This window comes from Nocardia sp. NPDC059691, from assembly GCF_042733915.1.
Classification (GTDB): domain Bacteria; phylum Actinomycetota; class Actinomycetes; order Mycobacteriales; family Mycobacteriaceae; genus Nocardia; species Nocardia sichangensis.
Window position 1 is genome coordinate 517,583 of record NZ_JBHWFB010000002.1, and the last position, 22,076, is coordinate 539,658.

Below are 22,076 nucleotides of genomic sequence, written 5' to 3' on the forward strand. Positions count from 1 at the left end.
GTTGCAGAAGACTCCTGCGACCTTCGATGTGTCTGTGTGGGAATTCTTCTGGCCGTTGCAGATCGGTGCCCGCCTGGTCGTGGCGAAGCCGGACGGGCATCGCGACCCGGCCTACCTCGCCGAGATCATCAGCGCCGAAAAGGTGACCGTCACCCACTTCGTGCCCTCGATGCTCGCGGTATTCGTCGCCGATGCCGCCGCCGCGCAGTGCGATTCGCTGCGACTGGTGTTCGCTTCGGGTGAGGCGTTGCCACCCAAGCCCGCGCACCGCCTGCGCGAGCTGACCGGCGCGGCCTTGCACAACCTGTACGGCCCGACCGAAGCGGCGGTCGACGTCACCTTCCACGAGGTCGTCGACGCCGACACCGAGACGGTGCCGATCGGTGCTCCGGTGTTCAACACGCAGGTTTTCGTGCTGGACGCGCGCTTGCGTCCGGTCCCCGTTGGTGTCGCGGGTGAGCTGTACCTCGCGGGTGTTCAGCTGGCGCGGGGTTACGTCGCGCGTCCGGATCTGACGAGTGACCGGTTCGTCGCCAACCCGTACGGGGAGCCCGGCGCGCGGATGTACCGCACCGGCGACCTGGTGGCGTGGACCGAACACGGCGAGCTGGAGTACCTGGGCCGCACCGACTTCCAGGTGAAACTGCGTGGTCTGCGTATCGAACTCGGGGAGATCGAGCAGGCGCTGACCGGCCTGGAGGAAATCGCGCAAGCCGTCGTCGTGGTGCGCTCCGACGCACACGCGGGCGATCAGCTCGTCGCGTACGTCATCCCCGCGCCGGACGCCGCGCTGGACACCGACCTGGTGCGCGAGGACCTCGGTCGGCAGCTGCCCGCGTACATGGTGCCCTCGATCGTGATGGCGCTGGAGGAGTTCCCGCTCAACGCTTCGGGCAAGCTGGACCGCAAGGCGCTGCCCGCGCCGGTGTTCGAGGCCGCGGTGTTCCGCGCGCCGACCACGCCGGTCGAGGAGATCGTCGCCGCCACCTTCGCCGACGTGCTCGGCCTCGAGCGGGTGGGTCTGGACGACGACTTCTTCGCCCTCGGCGGCAACTCGCTGTCGGCCACCCAGGTCGCCGCGAGGCTGTCGGCCGCGCTGGACACCGACCTCGGCGTGCGCGAGCTGTTCGAGGCCTCCACCGTGGTCGCTTTGGCGGCGCGCGCGGAGACCAAGGCGGGTGTGGGCGGTCGTGCGCCGCTGGCGCCGCAGCAGCGGCCGGAGCTGGTGCCGCTGTCGCTGGCCCAGCAGCGCATGTGGTTCCTCAACCGCTTCGACCCCGACTCGGCGGTGGACAACATCCCGGCCGCGGTGCGGCTGTCGGGCCTGCTGGACCGGCAGGCGTTGCAGATCGCCGTCGCCGACGTGCTGGCCCGCCACGAGTCGCTGCGCACCTTCTACCCCGAGGTGGACGGCGCGGCGCGGCAGCAGATCGTGGCCACGGCCAAGGTCATCCCGGACCTGACGCCGGTCGACGTCACCGAAGCCGAACTGCCCGAGCGGCTTTCGCGGCTGATCGGCACGGCCTTCGACGTCACCGCCGAGGTGCCCTTCCGCGCCAGGCTGTTCGAGATCAGTCCCACCGAGCACGTGCTCGCCCTGGTGGTGCACCACATCTCGGCCGACGGTTTCTCCATGGGCCCGCTGACCCGCGACGTGATGACCGCCTACGGCGCCCGCGTCGACGGCGGCGAGCCCGCCTGGCGTCCGCTGGAGGTCCAGTACGCCGACTTCGCGCTGTGGCAGCGTCAGGTGCTCGGCGCCGAGGACGATCCGGCTTCGGTGATCGCCGAGCAGATCTCGTTCTGGTCGGACTCGCTGCGCGGGCTGCCCGAGCAGCTGGATCTGCCGTCGGATCGGCCGCGTCCCGCGGTCGCCTCCGGTCGCGGCGCCACGCACGTCTTCGAGATCGACGCGCAGACCCACGCTCAGCTCACCGAACTGGCCCGCACCAGGGGCGCGACGCTGTTCATGGTCGCGCACACCGCGCTGGCCGTGCTGCTGTCGCGACTGTCCGGCGAGGACGACATCGCGATCGGCACCCCGGTCGCCGGACGTGGCGAGCGCGCGCTCGACGACCTGATCGGCATGTTCGTCAACACCCTCGTGTTGCGGACCCCGGTCCAGTCCGGTGCGACGTTCACCGAGTTGCTGCGTGCGGTGCGCGCCACCGACATCGCCGCGTTCGGGCACGCGGACCTGCCGTTCGAGCGGCTGGTGGAGATCCTGAACCCGGCGCGCTCGCAGGCGCGCCACCCGTTGTTCCAGGTGATGCTGTCGTTCCAGAACACCGGCCAGAACAGCCTGGAGCTGCCGGGGCTGACGGTGAGCGGTGTCGAATTGCCGATCGACGTCGCCAAGTTCGACCTGCAACTGGTGCTGTCCGAACGCGACGCCGAGAATTCCGCGGGCGCGAACCCCGCGGGCATCGCGGCCGAGCTGATCTACGCCACCGACCTGTTCGACCCGGCCACCATGGCCGATTTCGGGCGGCGCTTCGGCCGGTTGCTGAAGGCCGTCGCCGCCGAGCCGGACCGGCCCATCGGCGATCTCACGCTGCTGGACGAGCCGGAGACCGAACAGGCGCTGCGCGGCTGGAACGACACCGCCCGCGACCTCGGCCCGGCGAGCACGCTGGTCGAGGAGTTCGCCGCGCAGGCCGCGGCGACGCCGGACGCGGTCGCGGTGATCGATCCGGCCACCGGGACGCAGCTCTCCTACGCCGAATTCGCCGCGCGCGTGCGGCGATTGGCGCGTCGACTCATCGAAGCCGGTGTGGGTCCGGAGACGCTGGTCGCCCTTGGCCTGCGCCGCTCGGTGGACCTGGTCGTGGCCGCTTACGCGGTGCAGGCGGCGGGTGGCGGCTATGTGCCGCTGGATCTCGACCAGCCCGCCGACCGCGTGCACTACGTGCTCGACTCGGCCGACCCGGTCTGCGTGCTGACCACCGCGAGCGACGCGTTCGACGGCGCGGGCCGCGCGACACTGCGCATCGACGAGCTGGACCTGTCCGGTTACGCGGACGACCCGGTCACCGACGCCGAGCGCATCGCGCCGCTGCGCCCGCAGCACCCGGCGTACGTGATCTTCACCTCCGGCTCCACCGGCCGCCCCAAGGGCGTCGCCGTGCCGCACGCCGCGGTCGTCAACCAGATCCGCTGGATCACCGGCGAATACGGCATCGACGCCGACGACGTGGTGCTGTTCAAGACCCCCGCCACCTTCGACGTGTCGGTGTGGGAGCTGTTCGGCCCGCTGAGCACCGGCGGCCGGATCGTGGTGGCGAGCCCGGACGGGCACCGCGACCCTCAGTACCTGGCCGAGGTGATCGCGGCCGAGCGGGTCACGATGACCTCGTTCGTGCCGTCGATGCTGAGCGTCTTCGCGGGCTCCATCGACCCGGCCGACGCCGACGCGCTCGCCTCGCTGCGCACGCTGTTCGTCGCCGGTGAGGCGTTCACAGCCGACGCGGTGGTGGCGATCCGCCGCGTCAGCGACGCCGCGCTGTACAACCTGTACGGACCTACCGAGTTCACCGTGCACGCCACGCACGCACCTGTAGCCGAGCAGGTGGACGGGGCGGTGCCGATCGGCCTGCCGGTGTGGAACGCGCAGGCGTACGTGCTGGATTCGCGTCTGCACCCGGTGCCTTCGAACGTCGCGGGTGAGCTGTACCTCGCGGGCGATCAGCTGGCGCGCGGCTACTTCGGTCGCACGGACCTCACCGCCGATCGCTTCGTGGCCAACCCGTACGGCGCGCCCGGTGCTCGGATGTACCGCACCGGCGACTTGGTGCGCCGGGACGACACCGGCGCCATCGAGTACCTGGGCCGCACCGACTTCCAGGTGAAACTGCGTGGTCTGCGCATCGAGCTCGGCGAGATCGAGACCGCGTTGACGGCGCACGAATCGGTCGCGCAGTCGGTCGCGCTGGTGCGTTCGGACGCGCGCACCGGCGACCAGCTGGTGGGTTATGTGGTGCCGGCGAACGGCGCGACGCTGGACGTCGAGGCGTTGCGCGCGCATCTGTCCGCGCAGCTGCCGTCCTACATGGTGCCCGCCGCGATCGTGGTGCTGGATGCCATGCCGTTGAACCCGAACGGCAAGCTGGATCGCCGCGCGCTGCCCGAGCCGGTCTTCGAGGCGCGGGAGTTCCGTGCGCCGTCCACGCCGGTGGAGGAGATCGTCGCCGATGTCTTCGCCGAGGTGCTCGGCCTGGCACAGGCCGAACGCGCGGTCGGCTTGGACGACGACTTCTTCGACCTGGGCGGCAACTCGCTGATCGCCACCCAGGTGGTGGCCCGGCTCGGCGCCGCGCTGGACACCAGGATCCCGGTCCGCACGCTGTTCGAGGCGCCGACCGTGGCGGCGTTGGCCGTGCGGGTGGAGGCGCACCAGGGCACCGGCCGCCGCCGGGAACTCGCCGCGGGCCCGCGCCCGTCGAAGATCCCGCTGTCGCTGGCCCAGCAGCGCATGTGGTTCCTGAACCGGTTCGACAACCAGACCGCGGTGAACAACATCCCGCTCGCGGTCCGGCTCACCGGAACTCTGGACACCGAGGCGCTGCGCCAGGCCGTGGCCGACGTGGTCGACCGGCACGAGGTGCTGCGGACGGTGTACCCGGAGACCGCCGACGGCCAGGGCGTGCAGGTCGTGCTGCCCGCCGGGCACAGCGCGGTCGACCTCACCCCGATCGAGGTGTCCGAGGCCGAGATCTCCGAGCGGATCAGCGAACTGGTGCTGACCGGCTTCGACGTCACCGCCGAGGTCCCGGTGCGCGCCGCGCTGTTCCGCATCGCGGGCTCGATGGACGGCTCGCAGCCCGACACCCACGTGCTGGTGTTCGTGGTGCACCACATCTCCGGCGACGGCTGGTCGGTGCGCCCGCTGGCACGCGACGTGATGGTGGCCTACTCGGCGCGTTCGCGCGGCGAGGCGCCCGCGTGGGCTCCGCTGCCGGTGCAGTACGCCGATTACGCGCTGTGGCAGCGCGAGACGCTGGGGTCGGAGGGCGATCCCGCCTCGCTGATCGCCCAGCAGGTCGCGTTCTGGTCCGACTCCCTGGCCGGGCTGCCGGATCAGCTGGATCTGCCGTCGGACCGCTCGCGTCCGGCGGTGGCGTCCAACCGCGGCGGCGTGTACGAGTTCGCGCTCGACGCGCAGCTGCTGCGCGAGCTGAACGCGCTGGCCCGCGCGAACGGCGCCAGCCTGTTCATGGTGGTGCACGCGGCGTTCGCCGCCTTGCTGGCCCGGTTGTCCGGCAGCGACGACATCGCCATCGGCACCGCGGTCGCGGGCCGTGGCGAGGCGGTGCTCGACGACGCCATCGGTATGTTCGTCAACACGCTGGTGCTGCGCAGCGCGGTCGATCCCGCGATCGCGTTCACCGAATTGCTTGCGCGCACCAAGGACACCGACCTCGCGGCGTTCGCGCACGCGGACCTGCCGTTCGAGCGGCTGGTGGAGATCCTGAACCCGGCGCGCTCGCAGGCGCGGCATCCGCTGTTCCAGGTGATGCTGTCGTTCCAGAACACCGGTGAGGCCACCTTCGAGCTGCCCGGCCTGGAAGTGGCCGGGGTGCCGCTGGACGTGGTGACCGCCAAGTTCGACCTGCACCTCAACCTCGCCGACCGGTTCGACGCCTCGGGCTCGGCAGACGGCATGACCGCCGAATTCGCTTACGCCACCGACATGTTCGACTCCGACACCATCGCGGGCGTCGCGTCGCGGCTGGTCCGGATGCTGACGGCGATAGCCGCCGATCCGTCCGTGGCCGTCGGCGATGTCGAGTTGCTCGACAGCGTCGAGCGCACCGAGGTGCTCGAGCGGTGGAACGACACCGCGCACCCGGTCGACCCGGACGCCACCCTGGTGTCGATGTTCGCCGCGCAGCTGGCGCGGACCCCGGACGCGACCGCCGTGACGTTCGAGGGGACGAGTCTGTCCTACGCCGAGTTCGCCGCTAGGGTGAACCGCCTGGCCCGGCACCTCATCTCGCTGGGCGTCGGCCCGGACTCGATGGTCGCGCTGGGCATGCGCCGCTCGATCGAGCTGGTGGTCGGCATGTACGCGGTGAGCGTCGCCGGTGGCGCGTACGTGCCGCTGGATCCGGACCATCCGGCCGACCGCACCCGCTACGTGCTCGACACCGCGCAGCCGGTGTGCGTGCTCACCACTTCGCGCGACGAGTTCGACGCGGGCGCTACCCCGGCGATCGAGATCGATGTGGTCTCGCTGGCCGGGTACTCCGACGAGCCGGTCACCGATGCGGATCGCCGTGCGCCGCTGCGCCCGTCGAACACCGCGTACGTGATCTTCACCTCCGGTTCGACCGGCCGCCCGAAGGGTGTGGCGGTCTCGCACGCCGCGATCGTCAACCGTCTGGTGTGGATGCAAGACGAGTACGGCCTCGACGACACCGACGTGGTGTTGCAGAAGACCCCGGCCACGTTCGACGTGTCGGTGTGGGAGTTCTTCTGGCCCTTGCAGGTCGGCGCGCGCCTGGTCGTCGCGAAGCCCGACGGCCATCGCGACCCGGCCTACCTCGTGCAGGTCGTCACCGGCGAGCGGGTCACCACGGCGCACTTCGTGCCGTCGATGCTGTCGGTGTTCGTGGCCGAGGAACGCGCCGACGAATGCACCAGTCTGCGCAACGTCTTCGCCTCCGGTGAGGCGCTGCCCGCCGCCACCGCGCAGCGGATGCAGGAACTCACCGGCGCGCTGCTGCACAACCTGTACGGCCCGACCGAGGCCGCGGTCGACGTCACCTATCACGAGGTGACCGAGGCCGACACGGTGTCGGTGCCGATCGGCGCTCCCGTGTTCAACACACAGGTGTACGTGCTGGATTCGCGCCTGCACCCGGTGCCGGTGGGTGTCGCGGGTGAGCTGTATCTCGCGGGCGTGCAATTGGCCCGCGGCTACGTCGCGCGTCCCGATCTGACCGCTGACCGGTTCGTGGCCAACCCGTACGGCGCGCCGGGCGAGCGGATGTACCGCACCGGCGACCTCGTCTCCTGGACCGACAAGGGCGAACTGGAGTACCTGGGCCGCACCGACTTCCAGGTGAAGCTGCGCGGTCTGCGCATCGAGCTGGGCGAGATCGAGTCGGCGCTCACCGCGCTGGACTCGATCGCCCAGGCCGTGGTCGTGGTGCGCTCGGACGAGCGGCTGGGCGACCAGTTGGTGGCGTACGTCATCGCGACCGCGGGCCGCTCGGTGGACATCGAGGGCGTGCGTTCCGAACTCGGCGGCGAGCTGCCCGCGTACATGGTGCCGTCGGCGTTCGTCGTGCTGGACGCGTTCCCGCTGAACGCCTCCGGCAAGCTGGACCGTAAGGCGCTGCCCGCGCCGGTGTTCGAGGCCAAGGTGTTCCGCGCGCCGTCCACCCCGATCGAGGAGATCGTGGCGGGCACTTTCGGCGACGTGCTCGGTGTCGCGCGGGTCGGCCTGGACGACGACTTCTTCGAACTCGGCGGCAACTCGCTGCTGGCCACCCAGGTGACCGCGCGGCTGGGCGCCGCGCTGGACACCCAGCTGGCGGTGCGCGACCTGTTCGAGGCGTCCACCGTGGTGGCGTTGGCCGCCAGGGTGGAGCGCAACGCCGGGTCCGGCCGGGCCCGGCCGCGCCTGGAGGCGGGGGAGCGCCCGGCGCGTATCCCGCTCTCGCCCGCGCAGCAGCGGTACTGGTTCCTCAACCAGTTCGACACGGCCACTTCGGCGGTGGACAACATCCCGCTGGCCGTCCGGCTGTCCGGCACGCTGGAGGTGGCCGCGCTGGAGCAGGCCATCGGCGACGTGTTCGCCCGCCACGAGGTGCTGCGCACCACCTACCCGCGCTCGGCGGAGGGCCCGCACCAGGTGATCCGCCCGGCCGACCGGTCCGCGGCGGCGCTCACCCCGATCGACGTGGCCGAGGAAGACCTGCTCGGCGCCGTCATCGGGTTCGCGCTGACCACCTTCGACGTCACCGTGGAGGTGCCGTTGGCGGTGGCGCTGTTCCGCATCGCGGACAACGACCATGTACTGGCGTTCACCGTCCATCACGTCGCGGCCGACGGCTCGTCGATGGGCCCGCTGGCGCGTGACGTTATGGCCGCCTACGTGGCCCGGGTGCAGGGCGAGGCGCCGCAGTGGCAGCCGCTGCCGGTGCAGTACGCCGACTACGCGCTGTGGCAGCGCGCGGTGCTCGGATCCGAGGACGATCCGGAATCGCTGGCCGCGCAGCAGGTGGCGTACTGGCGCCAGGCGCTGGCGGATCTGCCCGATCAGCTGGAACTGCCCGCCGACCGGCCGCGCCCGCCCGCGCAGTCGTTCCAGGGCAAGGCGATCCGCTTCGAGATCGACCCGCAGCGGCACGCCCGCCTGCACGAACTGGCGCGCGCGCACAACGCGTCGCTGTTCATGGTGGTGCACGCGGCGCTGGCGGTGCTGCTGTCGCGGTTGTCGGGCACCGACGACATCGCGGTCGGCACCCCGATCGCCGGTCGCGGCGAACGCGAACTCGACGACCTGATCGGCATGTTCGTCAACACCTTGGTGTTCCGCACCCGGGTGGCGTCCGGCGAGCGCTTCGCCGACCTGCTCGGCGACGTCAAGGAACGCGACCTGGAGGCGTTCGCCAACGCCGACGTGCCGTTCGAGCGCCTGGTCGAGGTGCTCAACCCGGTGCGCTCGACCGCGCGCAACCCGCTGTTCCAGGTGGGCCTGTCGTTCCAGAACCTGGCCGAGACCACCTTCGAGCTGCCCGGCCTGACGGTGAGCGCGGTCAACTTCGACTCGCAGCTGGCCAAGACCGACCTGCACGTCACGCTGTACGACCGGTACGCCGACGACGGCACGCCCGCCGAGATCATCACCGAATTCGGCTACGCCACCGACCTGTTCGACGAGGACACGGTGCAGGGCTTCGCCGACCGGTTCCTGCGGGTGCTCGACGCGGTGGCGGCCGACGCCACGGTGCGGGTGGGCGAGATCGACCTGCTCGCGGCCGAGGAGAGCGAGCGCATCCTCACCGCGTGGAACGCCACCGAGCACGAGGTCGACCAGACCGCGACGCTGGTGTCCTTGCTGGACGCCACGGTGGCCGCCACCCCGGCGGCCGTGGCGCTGGTCGCCGACGAGCCGACCGGCCGTCGCGAGCTGACCTACGCCGGGCTGGACGCGCGGGTCAACCGACTGGCCCGGTACCTGATCGGCCGCGGCGTCGGCCCGGAGGACCGGGTCGCGCTGGCGATCCGCCGCAGCAGCGACCTCGTGATCGCCATGTACGCGGTCGCGAAGGCCGGTGCGGCGTACGTGCCGATCGATCCGGATCAGCCCGCCGAGCGGACCGACTACATCCTTGGCACCGCCGCGCCGGTGTGCGTGCTGACCACCGGCCGGGACGGGTTCCACACCGCGGCGGCCGATGTCGTGCAGATCGACGGGCTCGACCTCGCCGAGTACCCGACGGCTCCGGTGACCGCGGCCGAGCGCACGGGTGCGCTGACCCCGGCGAACACCGCGTACGTGATCTTCACGTCCGGTTCCACCGGTCAGCCGAAGGGCGTCGCGGTCCCGCACGCGGCGATCGCCAACCAGTTGCAGTGGGAGACATCTGTCTTCGAGCTGGGCGCGGACGACGCGGTGCTGCTGAAGACGGCGGCGACCTTCGACCTCTCGGTGTGGGAGTTCTGGTCGGCCGCGGTTTCCGGCGGCCGCCTGGTGATCTCGTCCGCCGACGGGCATCGCGACCCGGCGTACCTGAACGAGCTGATGCGCGCCACCGGCGTCACCACGCTGCACGTGGTGCCGTCCATGCTGGACGCGCTGCTCACCGAATCCGGTGGCCGCCTGTCGGACTCGCTGCGGCGGGTGCTGGCCATCGGTGAGGCGCTGCCCGCCGCGACCGCCCAGCGGTTGCGCCGCAACAACGCCGCCGAACTGCACAACCTCTACGGTCCGACCGAGGCGGCGGTGTCGATCACAAGCCACCTGGTCACCGATGCCGACGAGGCGTCGGTGTCGATCGGCGCGCCGGAGTGGAACAGCCGGGTCTACGTGCTGGACTCGCGACTGCGGCCGGTGCCGGTCGGCGTCTCCGGTGAGCTGTACCTGGCCGGTGCGCAGTTGGCGCGCGGGTACTTCGGTCGTGCGGACCTGACCGCGGACCGGTTCGTCGCCGACCCGTTCGGCGCGGCGGGCGACCGGATGTACCGCACCGGCGACCTGGTGGCCTGGAGCGCCACCGGCGAGCTGGACTACCGCGGCCGCACCGACTTCCAGGTGAAGATCCGCGGCTTCCGTATCGAGCTCGGCGAGATCGAGGCCGCGTTGCTGCGGCAGGACGCGGTGAGCGCCGCGGCCGTCGTCGCGCACACCGATCCGAGCATCGGCGACCGGCTGGTCGCCTACGTGGTGACCCGCACGGGCGCGCTGGACAAGCGGGCCCTGCAGTCCGCGCTGTCGGCCGAGCTGCCGTCGTACATGGTGCCGTCGATGCTGATCGGGCTGGAGGCGTTGCCGCTCAACGCCAACGGCAAGCTGGACCGCAAGGCGCTGCCGGAGCCCACCTTCGAGAAGGCGGTGTTCCGCGCGCCGGTCACGCCGATCGAGCAGATCGTGGCGAACACCTTCGCCGAGGTGCTGCGGCTGTCCGATCGCGAAGGCGGTGAGGCCAAGCGTCTCGGCCTGGACGACGACTTCTTCGCCTGGGGCGGTAACTCGCTGCTGGCCACGCAGGTCGCCGCCCGCCTGGGTGAGGCGCTCAACACGCGGGTGCCGGTGCGTCTGCTGTTCGAGGCGTCCACCGTCGCCGCGCTGGCGGTGCGGGTGGAGCAGCACGCCGACATGGGCGGCCGCCGTGCTCTGACGGCGGGCCCGCGGCCGGAGCACATCCCGCTGTCCCTGGCGCAGCAGCGCATGTGGTTCCTCAACCGGTTCGACACCCAGTCGGCGGCCTACAACGTGCCGATCGCGGTGCGGTTGTCCGGCGCGCTGGACGTGGCCGCGCTGCGTGCCGCGATCGCCGACCTGGTGAGCCGCCACGAGATCCTGCGGACGGTCTACCCGCAGACCGAGGCGGGACCGGTGCAGGTCATCCTGCCGCCCGCCCAAGCCGTGCCGCGCCTGGAGGTGCGGGTGGTCGCGCCGTCGCAGATCGAGTCCGCCGTGGTGGCGCTGACCTCGACGATCTTCGACGTCACGACCGAGGTGCCGGTGAAGGTCGCGCTGTTCCAGATCGCCGGGGAGGGCGCGCAGACTACGGCGGACGGGTCGGTGGACTACGTGCTGGCCATGGTCGTGCACCACATTTCCGGTGACGGCTCCTCGGTCGGCCCGCTGACCAGGGACCTGATGATCGCCTACGCCGCGCGGTCGGCGGGCGAGGCGCCGAACTGGGCGCCGCTGGAAGTCCAGTACGCGGACTACAGCATCTGGCAGCGCGAATTGCTCGGCGACGAGGCGGATTCGGAGTCGCTGGCCGCCAAGCAGGTCGCCTACTGGCGCCAGGCGCTGGCCGAGCTGCCCGATCAGCTGGACCTGCCCTCGGACCGGCCGCGCCCCGCGGTGCAGTCCTTCGCGGGCGGCAAGGTCGAGCTGCGGGTGGACGCGCAAACCCATCAGGCGCTGATCGAGCTGGCGCGTGCGGAGGGCGCGACGCTGTTCATGGTCGTGCACACCGCGCTGGCGGTGCTGCTGGCCCGGTTGTCGGGCACCGACGACATCGCGATCGGCACGCCGATGGCGGGCCGTGGCGAAGCCGTTCTGGACGATCTGATCGGCATGTTCGTCAACACCCTGGTGTTCCGCACCCGGGTCGAGGCGGGCGAGGCGTTCACCGATCTGCTGGCCCGCCAGCGCGAGACCGACATCCAGGCGTTCGCCAACGCCGACGTGCCGTTCGAGCGCCTGGTGGAGGTGCTCAACCCGGTGCGTTCGACCGCGCGGCACCCGCTGTTCCAGGTGGGTCTGTCGTTCCAGAACCTGGCGCAGTCCGCGCTGGAGTTGCCCGGCCTGAGCGTGTCCGGCCTGGACATCGACACCGAGCTGTCCCAGTTCGACCTGCACCTGATCGCGACCGACCGCTACGACGACGCCGGCGCGCCCGAGGGCATCACCGGCTTCTTCACCTACGCGACCGACATGTTCGACCGCGCGACGGTGCAGGGCTTCGTGGACCGGTTCGCGCGCCTGCTCGGCGAGATCATCGCCGCGCCGCGCACCCCGGTCGGTGACCTCGAACTGCTCGACGCCGCCGAACGGGCCCAGCTGCTCACCGCGCGCAACGCGACCGACCAGCCGGTGGACACCTCCGCCACGCTGGTGTCGCTGCTGGACGCCACGGTCGCGGCCGGGCCGAAGGAAGTCGCGCTCGTCACCGAGGACGGCGAGTCGATCACCTATGGCGCACTCGATGTTCGGGTGAATCGTCTTGCGCGGCATTTGATTTCGTTGGGTGTCGGTACGGAGTCGCGGGTGGCGCTCGCGTTGCGTCGCTCCGTTGATTTGATCGTGGCGATGTACGCGGTGGCGAAGTCCGGTGGCGCGTATGTGCCGGTGGATCCGGATCAGGCTGCCGAGCGCACGAGCTACATCCTCGAGACGGCGGCACCGGTGTGTGTGTTGAGCAACGCCGAGGCGGAGTTCGGTACCGATGTCGCGCCGGTGGTGCGGATCGATGAGCTCGACTTGTCGGGTGTGGATGCCACGCCGGTCACGGATGCGGATCGGGTCGCACCCCTGCGTCCGGAGAACACGGCGTATGTGATCTTCACGTCTGGTTCGACGGGTCGCCCGAAGGGTGTGGCGGTTCCGCATGGCGCTATCGCGAACCAGTTGCAGTGGAAGAACATCGAGTTCGGCCTTGATGCGGCGGATGCGATTCTGCTGAAGACGGCGGCGACGTTCGACTTGTCGGTGTGGGAGTTCTGGTCGGCCGCTGTCTGCGGTGGTCGCCTGGTGATCGCCTCCCCGGACGGCCACCGAGACCCGGCGTACCTCAACGAGTTGATGGCGCGCGAGTGGGTCACCACGCTGCATGTCGTCCCGTCGATGCTGGACGCGCTGCTGACCGCCGGTATGCCGAACTCGCTGTGGCGGGTGCTGGCGATCGGTGAAGCCCTGCCGGGTTCGGTAGCGCAGCGGTTCCTGCGGGAACACCCGCGCACGGAACTGTTCAACCTCTACGGTCCGACCGAGGCGGCGGTGTCCATCACCAGCCACCGGGTCACTCTCGCCGACGAGACCTCCGTGTCGATCGGTGCGCCGGAGTGGAACAGCCAGGTCTACGTCCTCGACTCCCGGCTGCGGCCGGTGCCCGACGGCGTCTCCGGTGAGTTGTACCTCGCCGGTGCGCAGTTGGCGCGTGGTTACTTCGGTCGTGCGGATCTGACCGCGGATCGGTTCGTGGCGAATCCGTTCGAGCCGGGTGCGCGGATGTATCGCACCGGCGACTTGGTCGCGTGGAACAGCACCGGCGAACTGGAATACCGGGGTCGTACGGACTTCCAGGTGAAGATCCGTGGCTTCCGTATCGAGCTCGGTGAGATCGAAGCCGCCCTGCTCGCGCTGCCGCAGATCGCGCAGACGGCGGTGATCGCGAAGTCGGATCCGAAGACCGGTGACCGTTTGGTGGCCTACCTGGTGCCTGCCGATGCCGAGGCCGGTGTCGATGTGGGGCAGGTGAAGTCCGAACTCACTGCTGGGTTGCCGTCGTACATGGTGCCCGCGGCGTTCGTGGTCCTGGATGCGTTGCCGTTGAACGTCAACGGCAAGCTCGACCGTAAGGCGTTGCCGGAGCCGGAGTTCGAGATTCAAGCCTTCCGTGCGCCGTCGACTCCGATCGAGGAGATCGTGGCGTCGGTGTTCGCCGAGGTGCTGGGTGTCGAGCGTGTCGGCGCGGATGACGACTTCTTCGCTTTGGGTGGTAATTCGCTGTTGGCGACGCAGGTCGCGGCGCGGATCGGCGCGGCCTTGGATGCCCGTGTGCCGGTGCGTGTGCTGTTCGAAGCCTCCACTGTGGCCGGACTGGCGGCGAAGGTCGAGCAGCACGCGGGGGCCGGTGGCCGCCGCGAACTGGTGGCCGGTCCGCGCCCGGAGCACATCCCGTTGTCGCTGGCGCAGCAGCGCATGTGGTTCCTCAACCAGTTCGACACCGCCTCGGCGGTGAACAACATCCCGGTGGCCGTGCGGCTCACCGGCGAGCTGGATGTCGAAGCGCTGCAAGCGGCGGTCGGGGACGTCATCGCCAGGCACGAGACGCTGCGCACCGTCTACCCCGAACAGGACGGCGCGGCGCACCAGGTCATCGTGCCCGTCGAGCGGGCACTGCCGGACTTGCGGCCGGAAGCGGTCGCGCCCGAGGACATCCGGCACCGGATCATCGAGGTGATCTCCGCCGGGTTCGACGTGACCACCGAGGTTCCGTTGCGGGCCAAGCTGTTCCGCGTCACAGATGCGAGCGGCGGGGCGGGAGCCGGCACAGCGTACGTGCTCGTGTTCGTCGCGCATCACATCAGCGCCGACGGCTGGTCGATGGGCCCGCTGACCCGCGACGTGATGCTGGCCTACGCGGCCCGTTCGGCCGGTGTGGAACCGGGTTGGGCGCCGCTGCCTGTGCAGTACGCCGACTTCAGCCTCTGGCAGCGTGACGTGCTCGGCTCCGAGGACGACGCGCAGAGCCTGATCTCCCAGCAGGCCGAATACTGGCGTGCCGCGCTGGCCGGGCTGCCCGACGAGCTGAACCTGCCCGCCGACCGGCCGCGTCCGACGACGCAGTCGTTCGCCGGTGGGCGCGTGGTGTTCCCGATCTCCGGCGAGTTGCACGGCAGGCTCACCGAGATCGCCAGGCAGCAGAACGCGACGCTGTTCATGGTGGTGCACGCCGCGCTGGCGCTGTTCCTGGCGCGTATGTCCGGCACCGACGACATCGCCGTCGGCACGCCCATCGCGGGCCGCGGCGAGGCCGAACTCGACGACGTGATCGGCATGTTCGTCAATACCCTGGTGCTGCGTTCGCACGTGGACGGCGACCTCACCTTCGACCAATTCCTGGCCCGCACCAAGGACGCCGACCTGCAGGCGTTCGCGCACGCGGACCTGCCGTTCGAGCGGCTGGTGGAACTGCTCAACCCGGAGCGCTCCACCGCGCGGCACCCGCTGTTCCAGGTGGCGCTGTCGTTCGAGAACTTGCCCGAGAGCAGCTTCGAGTTGCCCGGACTGCACGTGGGCGCGGTCGATTTCGACGTCGACACCGCCAAGTTCGACCTGTCGCTGACCATCCGCGAGGCAGGGGAGAACCCCGACGACGCGGGCATGTACGCGGAGTTCTCCTTCGCGCGCGACCTGTTCGACGACGAGACGGTGCGGGTGTTCGCCGAGCGGTTCACCAGGCTGCTCACCGCGATCGCCACCGACCGGGAAACCCCGATCGGCGACCTGCCGCTGCTGGACGTGGCCGAGTACCACCTGCTCACGCACGTGGCGGGCGAGGACGTCATGGCCACCGGCCTGCTGCCGGACCTGCTGCAGCACGGCGCGCGGCTGGACCCGGACCAGATCGCGGTGCGCTACCAGGGCCGCTCGATCACCTACCGTGAACTGGACGAGTACTCCTCGCGCCTGGCGCGGGTGCTCATCGCGCGCGGTGTGGGACCGGAGCGCATCGTGGCGCTGTCGTTCCCGCGCTCCTACGAGATGGTCGCGGCGTTCTGGGCGGTGGCGAAGGCGGGCGGCGCGCACGTGCCGGTCGACCCGACCTACCCCGAAGATCGCATGCGGCACATGGTCAACGACTCCGGCGCGGTCATCGGCATCACCGCGAGCGAGTACGTCGACCGGCTGCCGCGCGACGTGGAGTGGCTGCGGATCGACGACCCGGCGCTGGGCGAGCTGATCGAGAGCCAGTCCGCCGAGCAGGTGACCGACACCGATCGGAACGCCGTGCTGGCGATGCGTCATCCGGCGTACGTCATCTACACCTCCGGCTCGACCGGTATGCCCAAGGGCGTCACCGTGACCCACGCGGGCATGGGCGGCCTGGTCGGCGTCGCGGCGGATCTCTACCAGCTGGAATCGCACCACCGGTTCCTGCACATCTGCTCGCCGAGCTTCGACCCGTCGGTGCTGGAATGGCTGTGCGCCGCCTACACCGGCGCGACGCTGGTGGTCGTGCCCTCGACCATCATCGGCGGCCCGGACCTGGCGGAGCTGCTGCGCACCGAGCGGGTGAGCCACACGATCATCACCCCAGCGGTGCTGGGCACAGTCGATCCGGAAGGCATGGAGGCGCTCGAGGTGGCCTCCGTCGGCGGTGACGTCACCACGCCGGAGCTGCTGGCCAAGTGGTGGCCGGGCCGCAAGTACTTCAACGCCTACGGCCCGACCGAGACGACGATCATCTCGTCCTACGCCCAGCTCACCCCGGGCAGGCACATCACCATCGGCCGCCCGGTGCGCGGCATGTCCGCGCTGGTGCTGGACAACCGCCTCAACCCGGTGCCGCCGGGCGTCGCGGGCGAGCTGTACCTGGCCGGTGGCGCGCTGGCGCGCGGCTACCACAACCGCCCCGACCTCACCGCGGAACGGTTCGTCGCCAACCCGTGGAGCGACGAGGGCGCGCGGATGTACCGCACCGGTGACGTGGTCCGCTGGTTCGCCGAACCCGGCGAGCGGGCCGGCAACGCCGCGGTGGCTTCGGTGCCGTGGCACCTCGATTACGTGGGCCGCTCGGACTTCCAGGTGAAGATCCGCGGCTTCCGCATCGAACTGGGCGAGATCGACACCGTGCTGGCGAGCCACGAGGACGTCGAGTACGCGATCACCATCGGCCGCAAGACCGAGGCGGGCGCGACGATCCTGGTGTCCTACGTGCTGGCCGCGCCGGGCCGGGAGATCGATACGGCGAGGCTGACCGAGTACGCCTCGCGCACGCTGCCGCCGCACATGGTGCCGACGGCGATCGTGGTGATCGACGAGATCCCGCTGACCCCGGTCGGCAAGCTGGATCGCAAGGCGCTGCCCGAGCCCGAGCTGGCGCCGCGCGAGTTCCGCGCGCCTGCCAGCGAGGTCGAGGCCGTCATCGCCGAGGTGTTCGCCGAGGTGCTCGGCGTCGACCAGATCGGTTTGGACGACTCGTTCTTCGCGCTCGGCGGCGACTCCATCCTGTCGATCCAGCTGGTCTCGCGGGCCAAGGCGCGTGGCGTGCTGTTCACTCCGCGTGACGTGTTCGAGCGGCGCAGCGTGGCCTCGCTGGCCGAGATCGCCGCGCTGGGCGCGGGCACGGAGCAGGTGCGGCTGGAGGAACTGCCCGGCGGCGGAGTCGGCGAGATCCCGCTGACCCCGATCATGCGGCAGATCCTCGCGAGCGGCTCGTCGTATCAGCGGTTCTCGCAGACCATGGCGCTGCGGCTGCCCGAAGGCATCGACCGGGAGACACTGGTCGCCACCATCGCCGCGGTCTTCGACCACCACGACGTGCTGCGGTCGCGGCTGCGCCGCACGGGCGGGGACTGGACGTTCGAGGCCCTGCCGCACGGCGCGGTGGACGTCGACGCGCTGGTGCACCGCGTGGACCTGGCCGCCGACGCCGACGAGGCGGAGCTGGCGCGCGTGGCCACCGAAGCGCTCGACGGTGCGTTGGGCAGGTTGGATCCGGCCGAGGCCGCCATGGCGCAGTTCGTCTGGTTCGCCTTCGAAGGCGAGCGGCGGGACGTGCTGTTGATCGTCGCGCACCACTTCGTGGTCGACGGCGTGTCCTGGCGCATCCTGATCCCGGATCTGGCGGTGGCCTGGTCGCAGCTGGTCGCCGGTCAGCCGGTGGCGCTGCCTGCCAACGGCACCTCCATGCGGCGCTGGGCGCACAGCCTGGTCCAGGCGGCGAGCGCGCCGGATCGGGTCGCGGAACTGCCATTCTGGCAGCAGGTTTCGGCCACACCGGATCCGTTGCTCGGCGAGCGTGCGTTCGATCCGGCGGTGGACACGTTCGCCACCGTCGAGCGGGTCGAGGTCACCGTGCCCGCCGAGGTCACCGACGCGGTGCTGACCGCGATCCCGGGCCTGTACCGGGGCGGCGTGAACGACGGTCTGCTCTCGGCGCTGGCCATGACGATCGCCCGTTGGCGCGGCGACGGTTCGGACGCGGCGCTGGTGAAGCTGGAAGGCCACGGTCGTGAAGAGGACGTCGTGCCGGGCGCGGATCTGTCGCGCACGGTCGGCTGGTTCACTTCGGCCTACCCCGTCCGGCTGGACGTGGCCGGTGCGGATCTCACCGACGCGTTCGCCGGTGGCGCCGCGCTCGGCGAGATCGTGAAGTCGATCAAGGAGCAGCTGCTCGCGGTGCCCGACAAGGGCCTCGGCTACGGCCTGCTGCGGCAGCTGAATCCGGAGACCGCGCCCACCTTGGGTTCGTCCGGGCAGATCAGCTTCAACTACCTGGGCCGGATGTCGGCCGGGGAGATCCCCGAGCAGCTCGCCGAGATCGGCTGGGTGCCGGTGGCCGACCTGGGTCAGCTGGATGTCGACATGGACCTCGACATGCCCGCCAACGCGACGATCGACATCAACGCCATCGTCACCGACTCCGACGAGGGGCCGCGCCTGGGCGCGTCGTTCGCCTTCCCGACCGGTCTGCTGAGCAGGGAGCGGGTCCAGGAGTTCGCCGACCTGTGGGTCGAGGCGCTCACCGCGCTGGCGACCCACGCGCGGCGGCCGGACGCGGGCGGCTTCACGCCGTCGGACATGCCGCTGGTGCGGGTGCGGCAGCCCGACCTCGAGCAGTGGGAGCGCAGCTACCCGGCGCTGGCCGAGGTGTGGCCGCTGTCGCCGCTGCAGTCGGGTCTGCTGTTCCACGCGATGATGACCCAGTCCACCGTGGACGTCTACACCATGCAGGCCGTGGTGGACCTGGGCGGCACGCTGGACGTGGCGCGGCTGCGTGCGGCGGCTCAGGGCATCGTCGACCGGTACCCGAACCTGCGCACCGCGTTCGTCACCGACGCCGACGGCCAGGCCGTGCAGGTGGTGTTGGATCGGGTCGAGGCGCCGTGGCGCGAGGTGGATCTCACCGGGCTGCCCGCCGACGAGCGGACCGCGGAACTGCGCAGGCAGGTCGCGGCCGATCAGGCGACGCACTTCGACATGGCCACGCCGCCGCTGATGCGGTTCACGCTGTTCCGCAGCGACGCCGCGCAATGGCACCTGGCCATCACCACCCACCACATCCTGCTGGACGGTTGGTCGATGCCGCTGCTCATGCGGGATCTGCTGGTGTTGTACGCGGTGCGCGGCGACCAGACCGCCCTGCCGCGGGTGGCCTCCTACCGCAACTTCCTCGGCTGGCTGGCCGGGCGCGATCGGGACGCCTCGCTGCGCGCTTGGGCGACGGCGCTGGAAGGGGTCAACGAACCCACCCAGCTCGCGCCGCAGCCGCGCGGCGCCGAGAACTACGAGATCGGCAAGGTCGTCACCGAACTCGACGCCGACCGCACCCGCCGGATCACCAAGCACGCCGCCGAACTCGGCGTCACGGTGAACACGCTGGTGCAGGCCGCGTGGGGCATCCTGCTCGGACGTCTGACCGGCCGCGGCGACGTGGTGTTCGGCGCGACGGTGTCCGGCCGTCCGGCCGAGCTGCCCGGTGTCGAGTCGATGGTGGGTCTGTTCATCAACACGCTGCCGGTGCGGCTGCGCATCGATGACCGCCAGAGCATCGGCGAGCTGCTCGGGCGCTTGCAGGGCGACCAGGCGGGTCTGCTCGAGCACCACTATGTGGGGCTTACCGACATCCAGCGGGTGGCGGGCACCGGGGCGCTGTTCGACACGCTGCTGGTGTTCGAGTCGTATCCGATGGACAAGGAAGCGATCTCGGCCGCCAGCTCGATCGACGGCATGTCGGTGACCGGTGTCGGCGTCAACGACGCCACGCACTACCCGATGACCCTGCTGGTGATGTCGGAGGCCACGATCGAGCTGACCCTGAAGTACCTGGGCAGCCGGTTCACCGCCGAAGAGGTCGAGATCCTCGCCGAACGGCTGGTGCGGGTGCTCGACGCGCTGCTGGGCGATCCGGACGCGCTGGTCGGGGACATCGATATCCTCGACGAGGGCGAACGAGCCCGGCTGCTGGTCGAATCCGGCGTCACGGCCGCGGCTTCCACGCCGGAGCCGGTGGGCCGGGTCGGCGCTCGCACGGTGTCCAAGGTGCTCGCCGAGGTCGTCGAAGAGGACCCGGACGCGCCCGCGCTGCTGGCAGGCGAGGACGAGGTCGCCTTCCACACGCTGGATCGGCGTTCCTCGCAGCTGGCCCGGGTGCTCATCGACCGCGGCGCCGGACCCGGCGACGTGGTCGCGGTGACGCTGCCGCGTTCGGTGGACGCGGTGGTCGCGGCCTGGGCGGTCCAGAAGGCCGGTGCGGCATGCCTGTTCGCGGGCGATCTCACCGCCGAGGAACTGACCGCTGCGGGCGCCGGGTTCGGCATCGGCTCGGAGTCGGTGGCCGACAGCGACATTCGCTGGCTGGCGCTCGACGACGCCCAGGTCCAGCAGGACATCGCCGCGGCGGCCGCGCACCCGGTCTCCTACGCCGACCGGGTCCGCCCGCTCGGCGAGGAACACCCGGCGTTCGTCGTCACCACGGCGAACAGAGTCGTCGCGATCACCCAGTCCGAGGCACTGGACGAGGCCGAACGCGTGCGTGATGAGCACGAGATCGACTACGAGTCGACCACGTACACCACCGCACTGTCCGGCCGCCCCGCGCTGCTGGAGTTCCTGACCTCCGCCACCGCGGGAGCCCTGTCCGTCGTCCCGACCGGCGACCTGGAAACCGACCTCACCGAGGGCGAGGTCACCCACTGGTTCGCGGGTCCGGGCGAATCGACCGACGCCGCGGGCGAGGAGATCACGATCGTGATCGCGGAGTAGGAGAACGGCAGTACTTGCTGGTGTAGGGCACGGTCGACCTGTGCCCTACACCAGTGGCGTTGCTCCGCTCGATCGACTCGAATCAATTCGATCCACGCGATTACACTCGAGTCGATCGGCGGCGGCGATCGTCACCGTCCTACGAGGTTGGAGGTTGGTTTCATGGCGATGCCAGTTCCTCATGGCGACGGCTGGACGGCTGCCGACCTCGATCACATGCCCGAAGACGGATTGCGTTACGAGGTGTTGAATGGTCAGCTCGTCGTGAATGCCGCACCCAAGCCGCGCCATCAGTGGCTGGTCCAATGCCTGGTACGCGCGCTGACGGCTAGCGCGCCGTCCGGTTATCTGGTTCTCGAAGGTGTGGGTGTGCTGATCGATGAAGATGAACCAATTCCTGATTTGATCGTGGCAAACGGACCGATCAACTGGGACGATCGCGGCATCCCGGTGGCACAGGTTCAGCTGGTGGTCGAGGTGGTGTCGAAATCCACCACTCTGCAAGACCGTATGGTCAAGCCCGTTGTCTATGCCGAAGCCGGGATCACGAACTACTGGCGCTTCGAGCCCAACGCCTTCAAGGGCCAATTACCGGGCGAGTCGCTCCCCGTTCTGTTCGCACACGAACTCGGTGCCGACGGTACCTACCAGCTGACCCACCGGGTGTCCGCCGGCGACGCCGTCACCTTGCGTAGCCCCTTCGAATTCACGATCGACCCCGCCACCCTCCTGCCCTGACCTCGCCGTAGCGGAATCTTCCGCCGTGGTGATGGTTCCTCTCGCCGCCGGAGGTGATCGTCAGCCGAGTCCGTGGTCCGGTTCGGTTCGAACTGCAATGATCTCGCTATGAGCGCTCCCGACGAGCAACAGGTACTCCGTGTCACGGCCGAGCAGTTCGCCGAAGGGGTGACTGCCGGGCTCGGTGACATCGAGATCGTCGACGGGCGCGTAGTGCGACTGATGGCACAGAGCCCCGTGCACAGCCGTGTGGTCCGGCGGCTGGCCCGATTGGTCCGGCCGCCGCTACCTGGCCCACACAGTCCACCGACGCGTACTGCTGCTGGACGACCCGGTCGAGGCAACTATTCCCTTCGACGTACTGGAACAGCCCTAGCCCGCAACAGCCGCGAGTGGCACATGGCTGCGGCAAAGCGCGAGAGACCTCTCCACCATG

Annotated in this window: 2 protein-coding genes (1 of these 2 cut by a window edge); both read left to right on the forward strand. The window is 70.2% G+C overall.

The genetic code is table 11. The annotated features are described in order from the left end of the window. Positions 1-20,902, forward strand: the 3' end of a protein-coding gene (locus ACFV2O_RS06485) for a non-ribosomal peptide synthase/polyketide synthase (RefSeq protein WP_379250642.1). The gene continues 22,787 nt to the left of window position 1, outside the view; 20,902 of the gene's 43,689 nt are visible here — the last part of the coding sequence; its start codon lies off the left edge, out of view; it ends in the stop codon at positions 20,900-20,902. Positions 20,903-21,064: 162 nt separating this feature from the next. Continuing rightward, on the forward strand, positions 21,065-21,640 hold the full coding sequence (locus tag ACFV2O_RS06490; protein WP_379250644.1) for a Uma2 family endonuclease: 576 nt from the start codon (positions 21,065-21,067) through the stop codon (positions 21,638-21,640). Positions 21,641-22,076 lie beyond the last annotated feature (436 nt).

Excerpts from the sequence above, each read along its gene's own strand:
- ACFV2O_RS06490 (WP_379250644.1), top strand. The coding sequence starts at position 21,065 with ATGGCGATGCCAGTTCCTCATGGCGACGGCTGGACGGCTGCCGACCTC.